Annotated in this window: 15 protein-coding genes and 1 tRNA gene; 11 read left to right on the top strand and 5 right to left on the bottom strand. The window is 46.0% G+C overall.

All coding sequences use genetic code 11. From position 1 onward, the window contains the following. Positions 1 to 3: 3 nt before the first annotated feature. The 4 genes from K1X61_02340 to K1X61_02325 all read left to right on the top strand — a co-directional run bounded on the left by K1X61_02340 (position 4) and on the right by K1X61_02325 (position 3698). Positions 4 to 885 carry a sulfotransferase gene (locus K1X61_02340; protein ID MBX7107463.1) on the top strand — a complete coding sequence of 294 codons (882 nt, stop codon included), beginning with the start codon at positions 4 to 6 and terminating at the stop codon, positions 883 to 885. Next, a complete protein-coding gene (locus tag K1X61_02335) occupies positions 878 to 2062 on the top strand; it encodes a glycosyltransferase family 4 protein (GenBank protein MBX7107462.1) in 1185 nt (394 codons plus the stop codon). Before K1X61_02340 ends, K1X61_02335 begins: the two co-directional genes overlap by 8 nt. A gap of 104 nt (positions 2063 to 2166) precedes the next feature. Continuing rightward, entirely contained in the window at positions 2167 to 3147 is a 981-nt protein-coding gene (locus K1X61_02330) for a GDP-mannose 4,6-dehydratase (GenBank protein MBX7107461.1), read from the top strand. A 182-nt stretch (positions 3148 to 3329) separates the two neighbouring features. Then, complete coding sequence (locus K1X61_02325) at positions 3330 to 3698, top strand: DMT family protein (GenBank protein ID MBX7107460.1); 369 nt, start codon at positions 3330 to 3332, stop codon at positions 3696 to 3698. A 46-nt stretch (positions 3699 to 3744) separates the two neighbouring features. Here K1X61_02325 and K1X61_02320 read toward each other — a convergent pair whose 3' ends face one another. Next, the gene (locus K1X61_02320) at positions 3745 to 6612 is read right to left on the bottom strand and encodes an FG-GAP-like repeat-containing protein (protein MBX7107459.1); all 2868 of its coding nucleotides are present in this window, start codon (positions 6610 to 6612) and stop codon (positions 3745 to 3747) included. An 85-nt stretch (positions 6613 to 6697) separates the two neighbouring features. Beyond that, on the bottom strand, positions 6698 to 8647 hold the full coding sequence (locus K1X61_02315; protein ID MBX7107458.1) for a cytochrome c family protein: 1950 nt from the start codon (positions 8645 to 8647) through the stop codon (positions 6698 to 6700). A gap of 183 nt (positions 8648 to 8830) precedes the next feature. Here K1X61_02315 and K1X61_02310 point away from each other — a divergent pair, with 183 nt between their 5' ends. Both K1X61_02310 and K1X61_02305 read left to right on the top strand, forming a co-directional pair. Then, positions 8831 to 9262 carry a CBS domain-containing protein gene (locus K1X61_02310; GenBank protein MBX7107457.1) on the top strand — a complete coding sequence of 144 codons (432 nt, stop codon included), beginning with the start codon at positions 8831 to 8833 and terminating at the stop codon, positions 9260 to 9262. A gap of 82 nt (positions 9263 to 9344) precedes the next feature. Continuing rightward, positions 9345 to 10349 (top strand): sulfotransferase, encoded by a 1005-nt coding sequence (locus K1X61_02305; GenBank protein ID MBX7107456.1) that lies wholly within the window; start codon positions 9345 to 9347, stop codon positions 10347 to 10349. An 11-nt stretch (positions 10350 to 10360) separates the two neighbouring features. Here the strand turns inward: K1X61_02305 and K1X61_02300 are convergent, their stop codons facing one another. Then, positions 10361 to 10588, bottom strand: a complete 228-nt coding sequence (locus K1X61_02300; protein ID MBX7107455.1) for a hypothetical protein — start codon at positions 10586 to 10588, stop codon at positions 10361 to 10363. A 277-nt stretch (positions 10589 to 10865) separates the two neighbouring features. On the opposite strand from K1X61_02300, the gene K1X61_02295 reads away from it, so the two are divergent. The 3 genes from K1X61_02295 to K1X61_02285 are packed head-to-tail and all read left to right on the top strand — an operon-like array spanning position 10866 to position 13712. After that, on the top strand, positions 10866 to 11873 hold the full coding sequence (locus tag K1X61_02295) for an aspartate-semialdehyde dehydrogenase (protein MBX7107454.1): 1008 nt from the start codon (positions 10866 to 10868) through the stop codon (positions 11871 to 11873). A gap of 12 nt (positions 11874 to 11885) precedes the next feature. Then, on the top strand, positions 11886 to 13439 hold the full coding sequence (locus K1X61_02290) for a beta-lactamase family protein (GenBank protein MBX7107453.1): 1554 nt from the start codon (positions 11886 to 11888) through the stop codon (positions 13437 to 13439). A gap of 39 nt (positions 13440 to 13478) precedes the next feature. Continuing rightward, positions 13479 to 13712: a hypothetical protein gene (locus K1X61_02285; protein MBX7107452.1), complete on the top strand. Its 234-nt coding sequence runs from the start codon at positions 13479 to 13481 to the stop codon at positions 13710 to 13712. Between the two features lie 170 nt (positions 13713 to 13882). Here the strand turns inward: K1X61_02285 and K1X61_02280 are convergent, their stop codons facing one another. After that, positions 13883 to 14863 carry a sugar kinase gene (locus K1X61_02280; GenBank protein MBX7107451.1) on the bottom strand — a complete coding sequence of 327 codons (981 nt, stop codon included), beginning with the start codon at positions 14861 to 14863 and terminating at the stop codon, positions 13883 to 13885. 165 nt (positions 14864 to 15028) lie between these two features. Between K1X61_02280 and K1X61_02275 the strand changes: the two genes are divergently transcribed. Beyond that, positions 15029 to 15871: a hypothetical protein gene (locus K1X61_02275; protein MBX7107450.1), complete on the top strand. Its 843-nt coding sequence runs from the start codon at positions 15029 to 15031 to the stop codon at positions 15869 to 15871. Between the two features lie 87 nt (positions 15872 to 15958). Here K1X61_02275 and K1X61_02270 read toward each other — a convergent pair. Continuing rightward, positions 15959 to 16032, bottom strand: a tRNA-Asn gene (locus K1X61_02270). A 287-nt stretch (positions 16033 to 16319) separates the two neighbouring features. Here K1X61_02270 and K1X61_02265 point away from each other — a divergent pair. Beyond that, positions 16320 to 17414 carry a hypothetical protein gene (locus K1X61_02265; protein MBX7107449.1) on the top strand — a complete coding sequence of 365 codons (1095 nt, stop codon included), beginning with the start codon at positions 16320 to 16322 and terminating at the stop codon, positions 17412 to 17414. Positions 17415 to 17436: the final 22 nt, after the last annotated feature.

The following is a 17436-nucleotide window of genomic DNA, read 5'->3' as shown; positions in this document are numbered from 1 at the left end:
ACTATGACAAAGAAATTGCCCAACTTTTTTATTGTAGGTGCTCCTAAAGCCGGCACTACTTCCCTGTATTATTACCTGAAGAAACATCCGGAAGTGTATATGAGTCCGGTGAAGGAACCCAACTATTTCTCCTATGACGAAACAGTGAAACAAAGCCTGTATCACAAAGAGAAAGGGGTTGGAACCCTGCAGGAGTACATGCAACTTTTCGAAGCCGCCAACGGACGGCACAAGGCCATCGGTGAAGCAAGTGTCTCTTATCTTTTCTATCCGCCGGTTCCTGCCAAAATCAAAGAACTGGTGCCCGACGCAAAAATCATCATGTCGCTGCGCAATCCTGTTGACCGTGCCTTCTCGCATTATTTCATGGAGCATAAGCTGGGTTATGTGAATGATTCGCTGGAAGATATCGTCAGTAAAAAGTCAAAGCACAAATTTGCTCACCTCTGGTATCAGCAATATGTTGAACTGGGCCTCTACTATGAACAGGTAAAGCGTTACCTCGATACATTCGGAAAAGAGAACGTCAGGATCTTTATTTACGATGAATTATCAGAAAATATGGGAGCCATGATTGTTGAGCTGCTGCATTTTCTCCAGATTGATCCTTCCTTTTTGCCGGACCTGGAAGGCAAGTACAATACCTATTCAACGCCGCGCAACAGCATCATACGTGCCATCTATTCGCAGAAGAATCTGCGTACGCTTGCCCGTAAAATCATCCCGGATCACCGGGTGGAATCCATTAAGAACCTGTTTCTCACCCGCAGCAAAAAGCAAGACAAGCATGATGCCACGGTGGACCGCATGCATGCCATCTTCCAACCTGATATCATGCAACTTGAAAAATTGCTCCATAAAGATCTAAGCCGCTGGTATGAGTGAAAATAATAAGTTAAGGGTTGCCATGGTTGAACCCATCGGCGGACACAGCGGTAATGACTTTTATGATTTTGGTTTATGCAAGGCGGTGGCCGACCAGGGAACAGAACTCAGTTTCTATACCTGCGATGAAACCGATCTCGATACCAAATTCAGCTTTCCTTTCCGCACGATAAAACCGTTTAAGAAAATTTACGGACAAGATAACAAGCTGATCCGCGGTGTCCGTTACGCCATCGGCGCATGGCATGCTGCTCAGGATGCCGCTAAAGCCGGTGCGAAAGTGGTTCACTTTCACGTGTATCATTTTGCGTTAAGGGAATACCTGAACTTTTTCCTCTTCAGGAGAAAAGGGTTCAGGGTGGTGGCTACCATTCACGACATTGAAAGCTTTGATAAATACGGGCAGGAGATCAATCCGCGCAAATACGGCAAATTCCGCCATGCTATTGATCAGATCATCGTTCATTCTGACTATGCAAAAACATCCCTGGAAAAATATTTCCCCGGTTTTCCGGAACACGACATTCACATTGTTCCGCATGGTGATTCTGATTTTCTTTTCAATAAACCCATCACGAAGGAAGAAGCCAGGCAAAAGCTGAACTTGCCCATGGATCAGCAACTGGTGCTTTTCTTCGGACAAATAAAAAAGGTAAAAGGCCTCGATGTGCTGCTGCGCGCACATGCCATCGTTCGCGATAAGATGCCCAATGTAAAACTGCTCGTGGTCGGCAAGCCGTGGAAAGTGGAACAGGAGGAATTTGATGCAATCGTACAGGAGAAGAATTTGGAAAAGGATTGCATCCTCAACTATTCCTATGTGCCGAATGAAATCATTCCATACTATTTCGCGGCAGCGGATATCGTAACGCTTCCTTACCGGGAGATTTATTCCAGTGGCGTGATGATCCGTTCACTCGATTACAGCGCGGCCATCGTTTCCTCCGACCTCGATACGTTTAAAAAAATAATTGTGGAAGGAGAGAATGGAGTGATGTTCCGGAATGAAGACGAAAAAGACCTTGCGGAAAAAATAATGGCCTTGCTGCAGGATGAAGAAAAAATGAAACGCCTGCGCATGCAGGCAAAAAAAACCGCAGATGAAAAGTTCAGCTGGCAACTCATTGGCAGCAGGGTGAATGAAATTTACCGATTGGCACTGAGTAACAGCGCTTAGCCGTTGGCAGGGCAGGATTCGTCTGCTGTTAATCGAAAGCATCAATGCATTCAGCAGTCCGAATCACATAACAATTTACAATAATCAATTAACAATCGCTTCGCATGTCAGCAACAGAACATGTCATGATTACCGGATCAGCAGGTATGGTTGGATCGCATCTGATTGATCACTACCGCAGCCTTTTGCCTAAGGAAAATATTATTGGCACATATTTCAAACCTACCATTGATGTAACTGACATCCTGCCGGTTTGCAATGCCATCGAATGCGACGTAACCGATGCCGGGAAAGTCTTTTCCATCATCAATCAGTTTCGTCCTTCCCGCATTTTTCATCTGGCGGCGCAAAGCTATCCTACCGTTTCCTGGGAGAAGCCTATTGAAACGATTAACACCAATATGAATGGCACGGTGAATGTGTTTGAAGCTGTCAAAAAAATACGCCTGACAGAGCCGGATTATGATCCGATGGTCGTGGTGGCCTGTTCGAGTGCTGAATACGGATTGTCATTAACACCGGAGAATACGCCGGTTAAGGAGGACACCGCGCTATTGCCATTGCATCCTTATGGTGTGAGCAAGGTGGGGCAGGACCTCCTTTCCTTTCAGTATTTCCAGAACTTCGGCATCCGTTGTATCCGTGTCCGTATTTTTAATACTACCGGTGCCCGTAAAACCAATGATGTTACATCGGATTTCGTACTGCGTGCTTACAGGATTATGAAGGGCGCAGAGAATAAGTTTAAAGTAGGAACGCTGGAAACAAAACGCTCTATTACCGATGTGCGCGACCTTGTCTCAGCCCTGGTATTGCTCGCAGATAAGGGAACTGCCGGTGAAGTTTATAATGTGAGTGGTGAAAAGGTGTACCAGGTGAAAGAGCTGATTCCGCTTATTGAAAAAGCGACCGGCATGAAGCTGAATATCGAAACAGATCCGGCGTTGCTCAGGCCAACGGACGAACCCATCATCTATGGCGACAGTACGCGACTTAAAAAGGATACCGGCTGGAAACAACAATATTCCCTGGAAGAGACTATTCAGGATATGTTGCGGTATTTGAAAAAGAAGGCAACTGTCTAAACGCTGAACATGGCATGTTGAAATTGGTGTAATCCATTTCGGATGCAATGCCAGCCCTTTTCAGCATGTGATTTTTCATTATTCGGGAATTGTTTTCAGCTTCTATAATGCTGAATGATTTCTTCCTGGCCGGCACCTACTTTGTTACATTGTTTTTGCACTCTCAATAAAAAGCTGTTTAAATGAAATCAGTACAAACCATCGGGTTGCTTATTCTGTCCAATATTTTTATGACGTTGGCATGGTATGGACACCTGAAATTCCGTGAATTCAAATGGTTTGCCGCCTTGCCGCTTATAGCAGTAGTGCTGATCAGTTGGGGAATCGCCTTGCTTGAATATTGCTTTCAGGTACCCGCGAATCGAATTGGTTTTAAGGAGAATGGCGGGCCATTTTCACTGGTGCAGCTGAAAGTTATACAGGAAGTCGTGACACTTGTCGTGTTCACGATTTTTACGGTCTTGTTTTTTAAGAATGAAGCGCTGAAGTGGAATCATTTTGTCGGCTTCTCTTTCCTGGTACTTGCGGTGTATTTTATTTTCAGGAAATAGCAGCTGTGCATGGTTAATGAAATCAACCAGGTAAAGAATCGCCTGTTTACTGAATGACTATTTTATGTTGCTGCACGGAGCCTTCCGTTTCAATATTCAACAGGTAAATTCCACCCGGAAAACTGCTGAGGTCGAGCTGTAAGTTTTCTCCGCTGCTCATGGCCTTCGCTGATTGTGAAAGCAACAATTTACCGGTTATATCCTGTAGTTGTATGTTAACCTGATCAGGCATCATACTGCCGCCTGCAATATTCACAATGCCAGAAGATGGGTTAGGAAAGACGTTTAGTATCATGTTTTCATGAGCAGCAGCGATGCCTGAGGCAAGGTCGACAAATACAGTCACCGGCACACGATCGCTGATACACAGCGTCGGAATTTTATCTACTTCCCAGTCATAAAAATAATAGAACAGGTTGCTTCCATTAGGTGAGCCGGTTAAGGAAACGAAGTCCTGTATCACATAAGGATAGCTGACACCGGCATCACTGCGCTGCAGCCGCGGGCTGTCAAAACCCCATAACAGGTTATTCTGCGTTTTATTGGTGGTGAGCTCATAATCTTCTCCAGGCACGAGGTTGAAGTCAAGTGTAATACGGCTTGAATCCATCGGGATATTGATCAATACACTCTGCAGCACACTTCCATTGTGATTTCTCCATTCTATCAGCCGCTCGCCGGGCGTATCGGTATAAACTTTCACTGATTTCAATACGCAAGGCTGATAAACATTAAAAATTATGCTGCTGTTGGTGCTGTTGCTGCCACTGTACAACACACCCTGATGATATGGCTGGCCGGTATAGAAAGTATCAGCACCAAACGCTGTTGTGTTGTCGGCAAAATAAACAGTGGTGTCATACAGTATAGGCGTAATGAATTGATTGCCGGTGCTGAGCAATGTGCCTCCAATGGGTTCACTGTACCAGTTCACCAGGTCGCCGGTGGCGGTGAGCGTAGCTGTTCCGGGAGTAGTAAGATGGACATCAGCTGCTGCAGGTGACGGAGAAATCAAAACATTTACTTCCACGGGAGTTGACGAAATCAACTGGCACGTACCCGGAATACTGACAGTATAGCTGCCGGATGATGTTACGGTGATGGATTGAGTGGTTGCACCGTTTGACCAGGCATATGAAGTGGCAGCCGGAGCAGATAATTCAACACTGCCGCCGTCGCAAAAGGTTAATGCACCGGATACGGTTACAGCCGGTACTTCCACCGGATTTTGTGTGATCGTGATCGTCGGAGAAGTGGTAAAACAGTTATTGGAGGAAGACGATATTTTCACACTGTAATCACCGGTTTCGCCTACTTCCACAGACTGTGTAGTGGCTCCGTTGGACCATAGATATGAATAGTCTGATGGAACTGCTGAAGCTGAAAGTGTAACTGTTTCGCCCGGGCAGATGACTGTTCCCCCGCTGTTGCTTATGGTTAAATCAGGCGTCGTGCATTCATTTTCCACCACATCAATAAACTGATCAACGGCCGGATTCATGATAGAAGTGACGGCACCGGAAGGCCAGTTGATCACTATCGAATCTATAACTGACGCTGAACCTGTACCAAAGTGAAGGCTGCTTGTATTGCAGGTACCATAGCTTTCGCCCGCATGCACTTCCCGCACTTGTTTTCCCCATGCTCCATAAATGGTAGCACGTGCTCCCAGCGCTCCGGCATTACTGGTGGTTCCTGTCAAATTGATGGTGATAAAATGATTTCCGTTGGAAGAACTGTTCAGCCAGTATATATCATCAACTGATGTGGGCGTGGTGTAAATGTTGGCGTAACTGGCATACACATCAACCTTGCCATCGTGATTAAGATCACCAATGGCAAATGACTCCATGTTGCTTGTTCCGAAGATGCCCGGCAGTTTGGTGAAAGTTTTATCACCGTCATTATGAAAAAACTGATAGTCGCTGCCGGAAACAAGTATATCAACAAATCCATCATTGTCAAAATCCTCCATCACCGATTCAATAGGAATCACCGTCATGTTAAAACCTGATCCCGCCGTGATATTTGTCATATGCCCGGTACCATCATTCTCCAGCAGTTTGGCGGGCACATCATAATCTGTTTGAATGACATCAAGGTCTCCGTCATTGTCGATGTCGGCAAAATTGGCGGTCCAGGTTTGTGCACTGTCGGCCAGCCCGTAGGCAGCGGCATCGGAAGTGTAGTTGTTGTTGCCGTCATTCACAAACAGCACATCAATCCGCCTGCCGTCGTTAGGGTCATTCACTGCCTGCCTGCACTTAGCGATGTAAAGATCAATATCTCCGTCGTTGTCAAAATCAGTCCACACGCTGCCGTAATTGCCTGAGTCATCCGTGCCGGTAACATCAAAATCAATAATGGAAGACACGGTAAAGTTTCCGCTGCCGTTGTTCAGCCAGATATGGCTTTCGGCATTATCATCACAGCCAAAAATATCTTCCCATCCATCGTTGTTGATGTCGGCAAAATTTATGTTTTGAAGAAAGAAGTTCGAAGAAGGAAGGCTGTACAAGGTGCCACCTGTTCCGGTACTGTTTAGTTTCATGATCTTGACAGACGGTCCGTAACCACCTGCCACGATGTCTTTATAGCCATTGTGGTCAACGTCTGCAATACACAGTCCCCAGGCCCATGACACGCCACCGCCGTAGTCGCCGATATAATGATGATCGAAAAGCAAGCCGGGACGTTGATAGTCTATATAAAGGAGGTGTGCCTGATCCAGTCGCACAATATCATCGAGACCATCGCCATTGATATCAGCCACACCAACCGGGCATCCGCTGTGAATATTGGTAGCAGAAAGTTTGGCGTTGGCATTGAGGAAACTCACCTGCGCGGATACATTTCCGCAGCAGCAGCAGACAGCAGCGATAGCGATCAGCTTAAGTTTTGTAAAAAATTGCATGTTTAAAATGATTGTGGCTGTAAAGGAAAATTAAAAGTAAATAAATCCCGGATGTTCACTGTAAATATAATTCCTGCAGGCTGCATTACAGCCGGATGGCTTTGAATACAAACCGTTGGCCATTGGCATAAATCTCAACCAGGTAAATTCCGGCTTGAACGGGTAATGTAACTGAATGCATGGCATCGTTATCATGCGGTGATGCATGAGAGAGCAACACACCGCCGGGCTGATAGATCCTGATGGATTCTATCATCAGGTGTTGAAGGTTCATCAATTGCACATCACCTGAATGGCTGACTGTATTAACAATGCTGATCGTCGCTGTTCCGGCAGGTTGTACTTCCGACAAAATGAAAGGCGTCTGAATTTGTGCAGCAGTCAGCAACACCGGAGTGCGGTCTGCTTCAAGGTACATATGCTTAAAAGAATCAATTGCCGCACCGCTGTATCCAAACATATCAGTCACATAACGCGGCGGGACAGCCTGGAAATACATGCCCGCATAAATGTTTAAGATGCCATTTACGCCGTTTATTGGAATGTGAAAATGAACGAAGTCCATACCGGTGCCTTCTGCCACGCCTGATTTATTGAAATCAGCATCCTCAGCTGCTTCACCTGTAATGCGCACCGTATCGTAAACAGGATGCGACGATGTAAAACCTTCCGGCGGAAGGCGATTATCCTTGATCATATGATCAGCCCTTTCCAGCACGGTGGTGACATTATTGTTTACATCACCCATTATCATTTCATATAATTGAACCTGCGATTCACTGCTGATGATATTATAGTGTGGCTCATAGCCTGCATTGATCGCATGCACTTCATAGTTCGAATCAAAGGTGCCGGTTTGAAAGACGGTGTCTTCGTTTTGATCCGTAATCACGAGTTGCAATACTGCCCTGCGGCTTGGATAGCCTGACGGAAATTTATGGCCGGCCTTGTTTGACACACGCACTCTCAGGTACAGGGTATCTGCTGTAATGCTGTCGAGAAACATGAACAGGCCAACTGTATTTTGTTGTAACAACCTGTATGTGGCAGCTAATGTTGAATCAAAGTTCTTATCCGGTGAGGTAATGTTCAGCGATGTTTTGTTTTCTTTGATCATACTGATCATAAATGCATTGCCACCGGCGAACTGATGCTGATTGAATGGTGAGCGTGGCCCCAGTGCGAGGATGTTATTGGCAATGATAATGGAATCTTTCAGTTGTGGCATGTGGCATTTCTGGCAGGTAATATTATCAGCCGAAAATGCAGAGTTCAGCCATTCATGATAAGTAGCCTGCTCAATAAAAGTACTGCCGGTATAATTGCCCTCCAGGTCGGCCGTATGCGTGATGAGTGTATGGCACGGTGAACAAACCTGTGAGGTGCTCATGTGCGTGCTGAAGGTTGGCGTGAGTCCTTCATACAGCTGCATCGGCCCGGTAAGCGGATTTTCAAATGGCCCAAACTCCTTTTTACTGGTGTCGTATGGAATGGCTCCAGAAAATGTCTTCCCTAAATTTTCAATGCCTATTTCATGACAACCGCCGCAGGAAACACCATCGAGGCCAAGCGTGTCATTGATCAGATCGTCTATGGTGTAAGTATCTGACCCATGAAACATTGCCGTGAAATGCCCGAGCGGGGCATGGCAGGCGGTACACTTTGTCTGTAATTCAGCTGCATGGCCCGGATTTACAAGGATCTCATGGCTGACCTTTGCACGCCAGAGCGGGTCTTTGGCTGAATTGGCCATCATGGTTGTTTGCCAGTCGTCATACAGGTTGATGTCAACACCGTTTGAATCAACATTGGCAACCTGCAGCGTATCATATCCATGGCAACCTTTGCAGCGTGCGGAAACGAGGAAATACTGTCCGGAATCAATGGGAGACCGTATGCCTTCCTCTTCAAAATAGTCCATCTCTATCCTGCTGTGAAATGGTTGTGCGTCGTTTTTCCCTGCTGAAAAAATAAACAGCAGTATCACGACTCCTGTGGTAAGCAGAAAAAAATGGCGGCGGGAAAAGTATATCATGTGTAACGGTGTGGCATTGCGAAAGTAAAAATTAAGCAGTCAAAACTGAATAATAAAAAACGTGCATCGCGGTCAGTAGCTTTGATTATTTTAAGTGGAAACCATAAACAAATCAGATATTGCAGGTTGAGGGATTTTTACTAACTTCATAGCGACACCTTTTTTTACACCTTCAATTGACTGATCATGAAAGTAAATGACATACTTCGCCGCAAGAGTAACCAGATTTTTGCCGTTAGCCCGGAAGGTACCGTTTATGATGCCCTGAGCCTGATGGCTGAAAAGAACCTTGGAGGTGTGCTCGTGATGCAGGGGGATCAGCTGAATGGCATTTTTACGGAGCGGGATTATGCACGCAAAGTGATCTTGCTCGGACGTGCCTCCAAAGACACACCAATTACAGAGGTGATGACTGCACAGGTACGCACCGTCAGCAGGGATACGGAGATTGATGAATGTATGAAAATGATGACAGAAAAAAACATCCGTCACCTTCCGGTGATGGAAAACGGAAAGGTGATCGGCCTTATTTCTATTGGCGATGTGGTGAAGTTGCTGATCGAAGAACAAAAGGGCATTATTGAACATCTTCAAAGCTATATTGCCGGCCAGTGACCGGGTTGCCCGAAAAACCTGTCAAACTATTTAGACTCTCTGAGCGCTTCCTTTACCTTTGCGCAAAATCCATAGCGCAGTCATGCCATTTATTTTTGTAGTAGGAAACAGCAGGAGCGGTACCACCATGATGGGGAGGATACTCAACAATCATGAACAGGTGCATACTTTTCCGGAGTTGCATTTCTTTGAACAGATGTGGTCGGGCAAAGACAAAGGCAAAATCTTATCATTTGAAGAGGCATTAAAGCTCGCTGCCAGGTTGCTCAATATTTCCGCAGCCGGATATTTTGCAAAGAAGGAACCTGAAAAATATGAGACTGAAGCAAAGGAGATAGTGACAGCGATCCGGCAAAATGAACTTACCTCGCTGCGTATTTTCGCAGCCGTTATTCAGCATGAATCCCTAAAGCAGGGGAAGCAATTTCCCTGTGATCAGACACCACAGAATGTTTTTTATATCCGGGAAGTGCTCGATGCTTTCCCTGATTCCTATTTCATTAATATGGTCCGCGATCCGCGCGATGTTTTATTGTCGCAAAAGCGAAAATGGAAGCGCCGTTTTTTGGGTGGCTCGCATGCCACCTGGTATGAAACCATCCGTGCATGGACCAACTATCACCCGCTTACCATCAGCAAACTCTGGAACTCGGCTATTCGCGCCCGCGAAAATGTAAAGGACAAGCGAGTAATGAGCGTTCAGTTTGAAAAGCTGCTGGAAAATCCTGATAATATGATAGAGAATATCTGTTTTTTCCTGCAGCTTCCTTTTTCCGCCAAACTGAAGGATGTGCCCCAGGTGGGTTCATCCAGTGGCATGGATAAAAAGGATGTGAAGGGAATTAATCCCGACCGGTCACAAAGCTGGAGCAAAGGAGGTTTGAGCGCCACAGAAATCTGGTTTTGCCAGCGAACCTGCTGCAATTATATGCAGGCTTACGGTTATGAGCCAGTGAAGGTGGCTGCGAATCCGGTGATCATTTTTTTCTACTACCTAATTTTCCCTGTGAAACTTGGATTTGCCTTCTTGCTGAACCTGCACCGGATGAAGAATATAATGGAGACCTTGAAGAAACGGCTGAAATAATACGGCGGAATTTATAACCCTTCCTTTTTAAAATGCGGCCCCACCACTTCAATCAGGAAAGTGATGATGAGCAGCATACCTATCAGGAAAAACAAAATTCCCATCACGGTTTTGTCGAGTTCGGTACCGGAGAAAAAATAGGATCGCTTCCCTAATGCGGTTTTACCTGAAAAGGTGACTATGCCGAATATCAGTACAAGGATGCCGCCAATCAGCAGTATGATGTGGAACAGATTCATTTCATGATAATGGAGGCGCAAACCTAAGCAGAATCATTTTCTTCCTGCAAATAATCTTGGTGAATATATGGTGTGATGATTTATCAATAAGATAAAAGTGGTGCTTGCTTGATCTCATGCATAGTCGTTGAAGTAACCCAACTGCGATGGGCGCCTGCCATCCGTTGTTCAATCTATATAGTCTTGCAAATACATGTTCTAAAAGTATTTTTTGGCCAATATGGATTCAGCACTGCATTACAGCAATATGTATTTTTACGATTCAAATTCACTTTTTATGAAAGTAGCCGTTGTTGGTGCCACCGGGTTGGTTGGGAATACGATGCTAAAGATATTGGAGGAGCGTCATTTTCCCCTCGATGAATTGCTCGTTGTTGCTTCCGAGCAGTCAGCCGGAAAAGCACTAACCTTCCGGCATACAAAGTATACCGTAATCGGGCTGGAGGAAGCGGTAAGGCAGGAACCTGATATTGCATTGTTCTCTGCAGGCGCTGCCGTATCACGTGAATGGGCGCCAAAGTTTGCAGCAGCAGGAACCACCGTAATTGATAATTCATCTTGCTGGCGTATGGATCCTGCTGTTCCCTTGATTGTTCCTGAAATAAATGGGGATGTGCTCACAGCTAACGACCGGATTATTGCCAATCCCAACTGTTCCACCATTCAGATGGTGATGATACTGCATCCGCTGCACCTGAAGTACCAGGTTAAACGCATCGTGGTTTCCACCTATCAGTCGGTGAGCGGAACAGGCGTAAAGGCAGTTGATCAACTCATGCAGGAACGAAAGGGAGAAAAGACAGTGATGGCATATCCGCATCCGATTGATCTGAATTGCCTTCCGCATATCGATGTGTTTTTGGAAAACGGCTATACGAAAGAAGAGATGAAAATGGTGAATGAAACACGCAAGATTATGCGATCACCTGATATACAGGTTTCGCCAACTACGGTTCGGGTGCCGGTGAAGGGCGGTCATTCTGAAAGTGTGAATGTTCAGTTTGAATATGATTTTGAGCTGGAGGATATCTATGCACTGCTCCGGCATACACAAGGAGTGGTTGTACAGGATGATCCTGCAAGGAATATTTATCCCATGCCATTGTATGCCGAAGGAAAGGATGAAGTCTTTGTCGGACGCATCCGCCGCGATCTTTCTCAGCCCAAAACATTAAACTGCTGGATTGTTGCCGACAATCTGCGCAAAGGTGCCGCCACCAATGCCGTGCAGATTGCAGAATATTTGGTGTCGGCGAAATTAGCGGGTGCAAAAGCAGTTCATTAAACTTCATTCCTTTTGGAATGTATTATACCTAAAAACCAAAGCCTGCTTTATCTTATGTTCAGCAAGTATTTCATCACCTGTTTTTTGCTTTGTCAGTTGCCGGTTCTGCGGCCTGTATCTGCTCAGTCACTGGACACTGAGTTGGCGCAAATCCTGAACGATTATCAACTGATGGGGATGTCTGTTGTGGAAGTATGCGAAGGACAAGTGAATTTCTCGGGGGCATACGGCCTCGCCGACTATGATGACAATATTCCGGTCACCGGCAACACCTTTTACAGAATTGCGTCTGTTTCAAAATCGGTAACTGCAACGGCTTTGATGATTTTATATGATCAGGGGTTTTTTGACCTGGATGACGATATCAATAATTATCTCGGTTATTCGATTCGTAACTGGCATTACCCAAATGATCCGATCACCTTCCGGATGTTGCTGTCACATACTTCTTCTATTGTGGATGGAAGCAAGTATGATAATTTTCTAAGCGCTACTTACGCTCAAAATCCTCCTCCTTCCATCAGCACTTATTTCGTGGCAGGTGGAAGTTATTATACCGGCAATATTTTTCTGAATAAGAAGCCAGGCCAGTACTTCAGTTACAGTAATTCCAATTTTGGCCTGATCGGGACATTGATTGAAAAGATAAGCGGGCAGAGATTCGATATTTTCTGCAAGCAGCATATACTCGATCCATTGGGTATAACGGGAAGTTTTAATGTTCAGGATTTGCCCGACATTTCTGATGTGGCTGTTCTGTACCGGTACTCGGGGAACAACTGGTTGCCACAGGCTGATAATTATAACGGTGTGATGCCGCCGCCGTTAAACCTCAGTCAATATGTGGTGGGAAACAACGGTTTCATCTTCAGCCCGCAGGGCGGCCTTCGCATCAGTGCAAACGATCTTGCCACCTTCATGTTGATGCTGGCAAACGATGGAACCTATAACAACACGGCAATTCTTCAGAGTACTACCGCAGCACTAATGCACGACGTTCAGTGGCAATATAATGGCAGCAATGGCAACGACTATTACGGATTGTTTAAAGCATGGGGATTGGGTTTGCACCTTACGACCAATACAGCAGGCAGCGATATTGTTTTTCCCGGCCGTACTATGGCAGGGCATCCGGGCGAAGCGTACGGTTTGATCAGCGACATGTATTTTGACAGCGTAAAGAATGGCGTGATCTTCATTACTAACGGCAGTAAATTCCCCTATGTGGTTGGTGCAGGTTCTGCTTTTTATACGGTAGAAAAGGAGATATTTGATGCGGTGTACGCCGACCTGCTAAACTGTGCGGCGGCAACAGATCCAAGGCAAGTAAGTGATTTTGAAATTGTGCCCAATCCGGCAATAGACTGGTTGACGGTGCATTCGTCTATACCGGACGGACTTCGTAACATGGAGAAGATCACCATCTATGATATTTATGGTAACTTATGGTACACGGCGCCAGCGGTTTCAGGAAGTATCAATGTTGCGGCATTGCCGCACGGAACGTACAGGCTCGGATTCAAGGTGCATGATGCTTATTACCAGTTGCCGTTTATCAGGCTGTAATACCAATTCTAATTTCCTGCTGACCTATCACTTACGCCATTGTCCCTGCCTGCATTCACCCGTTCACAACTTGCGCTCCGCAACGGACAGGATAAGCCACAGATTTGGGTTGCTTATAAAGGGTTCATCTATGATCTGACCGATAGCCGGCTTTGGCGCAATGGCCACCATTACGAGCATTGGGCCGGACAGGATCTGACAGAAGAATTGAAAGATGCTCCACATACGGAGCAGGTATTTGAAGGTTGGGAAAAGGTGGGGATACTGATCTGACATTCCCGTTGATGATCATTCCTGAAATTTTCTGATTAAAGCGAAAGGTCACTTACATGGTAGCTGCGCCGGTGGGAATACATCTGCTTCTAGTTTGGAGCAGATGCTGCTTATGCAATCCGGTGGAGACCCGAATAGAAAGGATTCGTGGATCCTGAAAGTACCGTTGTCTATTCAACCAGTGAGATGTCGAACTGAACGAGGTCAACAAAATCCTGCACCCTTTCTTCGATATCATCTTCCGTGATGCCGACAAGCCGTTCGGTGCCGAATTTCTCCACGCAGAAAGAGGCCATTGTGGAACCATAGATGATGGCGCGTTTCATATTTTCATAACTGATATCATTCGTTTGCGCCAGGTACCCAATAAATCCTCCGGCAAAAGCATCACCGGCACCGGTTGGATCAAACACTTCTTCAAGTGGTAATGCAGGTGCGAAGAACACATTGTTTTCATGAAAGAGCAAAGCGCCATGTTCACCTTTTTTAATGATCAGGTATTTGGGCCCGCGTTCGAGTATCTTCTTCGCCGCTTTTACCAGCGAATATTCACCGGAAAGTTCACGCGCTTCTGCATCGTTGATGGTTAATACGTCAATCATGGTCAGCACTTCAGCCAGTTCCTTTGGCGTATGTTCCATCCAGAAATTCATGGTGTCGAGCACGATGAGCTTCGGGCGGCGGCGCAACCGGTTGATTACGGTAATCTGTATGGTGGGCGTGAGGTTGCCGAGCATCAGGAATTCACAGTCCTGGTAGCTTTCCGGTACAATGGGATCGAAGGTAGCCAGCACATTCAGATCTGTCACCAGCGTATCGCGGGTATTCATGTCTAGATGATAGGATCCTTTCCAGAAAAAAGATTTTTCGCCTTCCTTCACCTGCAGCCCGTCCGTCTTAACACCACGCGCATTCATCAGCAGAATCTGCTCTCTGGGGAAGTCGCCACCGACTACAGAGATCAGGTTAATATTCTTGCCAAAGTAGGAGGCTGCCAGAGAAATATACGTGGCAGCGCCGCCGATAATACGCTCTGATTTACCGAAGGGTGTTTCGATGGAATCAAATGCAACGGTACCTACTACAACCAGGGAAGATGATTTGGGCACTTGTGGCTGAAAAGTTTTTTGGATGGAATCCAATATCGACATACGGTGATTTTTGTTTGTTGGCCGAACAGTTGCTGGCATGAGGCCTGTTCGCGCGGCGAAGTTCACAAAAAATTCACATTCTGCTCATGAATATTATCACTATGTGCTAACCATTCCATGCTCACCATCCTATTTTGTAATTTGCCCGGTAAATGACCGCGCTGCATGATTCAGTTAATTGTTGATTCGGGTTCAACCAAGGCGGATTGGCGGGCTGTGGAAGCAGATAAGATTACCGGCTTCCCGACGCAGGGATTAAACCCTTATTTTATCAATACAGATGAATTTGAAACAATCATCCGGTTGCAAGTGCTACCGCATACAGCCGGCCAAATGGTAGGCAGCATCTATTTCTATGGTGCAGGGTGTGGCACAGACAGCAGGAAGCAACAGGTCGGCAATGTGCTCAACCGGTTTTTCCCGGGAGCGGCCATCAGCATTGCCACCGATTTGTTAGGGGCCGCGAGGAGCCTGCTGAAGCATGAGCCGGGTTTTGCGGTTATCCTCGGAACCGGAACCAACAGTGGCAGGTATGATGGCCGCCAGATTGTACAAAGCATCGATTCGCTCGGTTATCTTTTAGGCGATGAGGGCAGTGGTGCAGCGATTGGCAGAAAACTTTTGCGCGACTTCTTACGAGGCTATCTGCCGGAGCAAATGCATAATGAATTCGCACAGCTCTGTCCGTTCGACCGTGAACAGGTGCTGCAGCAGTTGTATACAAAACCATCTCCAAACCGATTCCTTGCTTCCTTTGTTCCTTTTGCAGTCAATCATCTTTCAGATCCTTATTTGCGGCAGCTCGTGAAAGAATCCTTTAACGACTTTTTCAAACACCTCATCAGTCATTATGCAGGCTATCAAAACCAACCTATGTGTTGCACCGGCTCTGTAGCATCTATTTTTAAAGAGTGCCTGCTGGAAACAGCAAAAGAATATAATGTCCATATTCAGGCTGTTAGCCGGTCACCCATTGAGGAACTGGTGGCTTATCATCAGACTGTCTGATGCACCGTCATGGCAAAACTGATATTGCCGGTTTACGATGGCTGAAGCGTATAAAAAAGAAGGCAGCCACGGATGACTGCCTTCCTGCTCCCCCTCCAGGACTTGAACCTGGGACCTACTGATTAACAGTCAGCCGCTCTAACCAACTGAGCTAAGGAGGAGTATAATTTCCTTTTGATATTTTTCCCTGAAATTCGTCGCATTGCTGCGGTAAATGGGACGGCAAAAATAGAGTTTTCGCTCAAAAAAGAAAACTTTAGTTCAGAAATGGCAGCGCGGGGAAACTAATAGCGAAAGGACGGATGCGGAATATCCATCCATCAGGAAGGAAGGTGCCGGCACCTGCCAATTGCAGTTCTTTGCATCAATGAATGAACTTTTTCCTGCAGGATTGTTTTACTTTTAATCTTCAACTGACTAAATCAATTAATCAACCTAATAATTTCCTTTGAACCTCCGATTCACCAATTACATTCCGCCTGCCGATGGAGGTGATCCCTTTAAACGGCTCCTCGATTTGTTTCTGCAACTGTTACAATACACTAAAGGAGATGTGTATGAAGCACTGGATTGGATGAATGAGCTGGACAAGGAATACAAGATGACGGATGATGAATACGGCATGGGTGATTTTATTGAAGATCTGAAAGACAAGGGTTACATAGAGGAGCATCCTGCCAACGGCAATTTTTCCGTAACTGAAAAAGCAGGGCAGGTAATCCGGAAACGGTCTTTGGAGGAGATCTTTGGAAAGCTGAAAAGATCAAGGCCCGGCCATCATAAGACCACTTATTCAGGGCAGGGAGATGATCTCACCACTGATGCACGGCCATTCACCTTTGGCGACTCCATTGATCATATCAATATCACTTCTTCTATCCGGAATGCGCAGATCAATCATGGCACTGAAGAATTCCGGCTCACGGAAGATGACCTGGAGATACAGGAACGTGAGCTGAAGACGCAGACCTCCACTGCGCTCATGATAGACATTTCTCACAGCATGATCCTCTATGGCGAAGACCGCATCACTCCCGCTAAAAAAGTGGCCATGGCGCTTGCCGAGTTAATCACTACGCGTTATCCCAAGGATACGCTGGATATCATTGTATTCGGTGATGATGCGTGGAAGGTGGAGATTAAGGACCTGCCGTTTCTGCAGGTCGGGCCGTACCACACCAATACCTGCGCCGGCCTCGATCTTGCGATGGAGTTGTTACGCAGAAAGAAAGCAAGTAACAAACAGATCTTTATGATTACCGATGGCAAACCATCCTGCCTGAAGGAACATGGAAAGTACTATAAGAACAGCTTTGGTCTCGACCGGAAGATCGTCAATAAGACTTTAAACAAGGCAGCGCAATGCAAGCGGTTGAATATTCCCATCACTACCTTCATGATTGCGGAAGATGCATACCTCCAACAGTTTGTACGCGAGTTTACAGCAATTAACAACGGAAAGGCATTTTATGCATCACCTGATAATGTCGGCACATATCTGTTCGAAGATTTTGTCCGCAACAGGAGAAAGCACCTGCATTGATTTTTTATTCCACAGATACATT

The sequence above is a fragment of the Chitinophagales bacterium genome (genome assembly GCA_019694975.1).
In the GTDB taxonomy this organism is placed as follows: Bacteria; Bacteroidota; Bacteroidia; order Chitinophagales; family UBA10324; genus JACCZZ01.
Note: the sequence above shows the minus strand (reverse complement) of the source record. Positions and strands in the feature narration are given on the sequence as shown.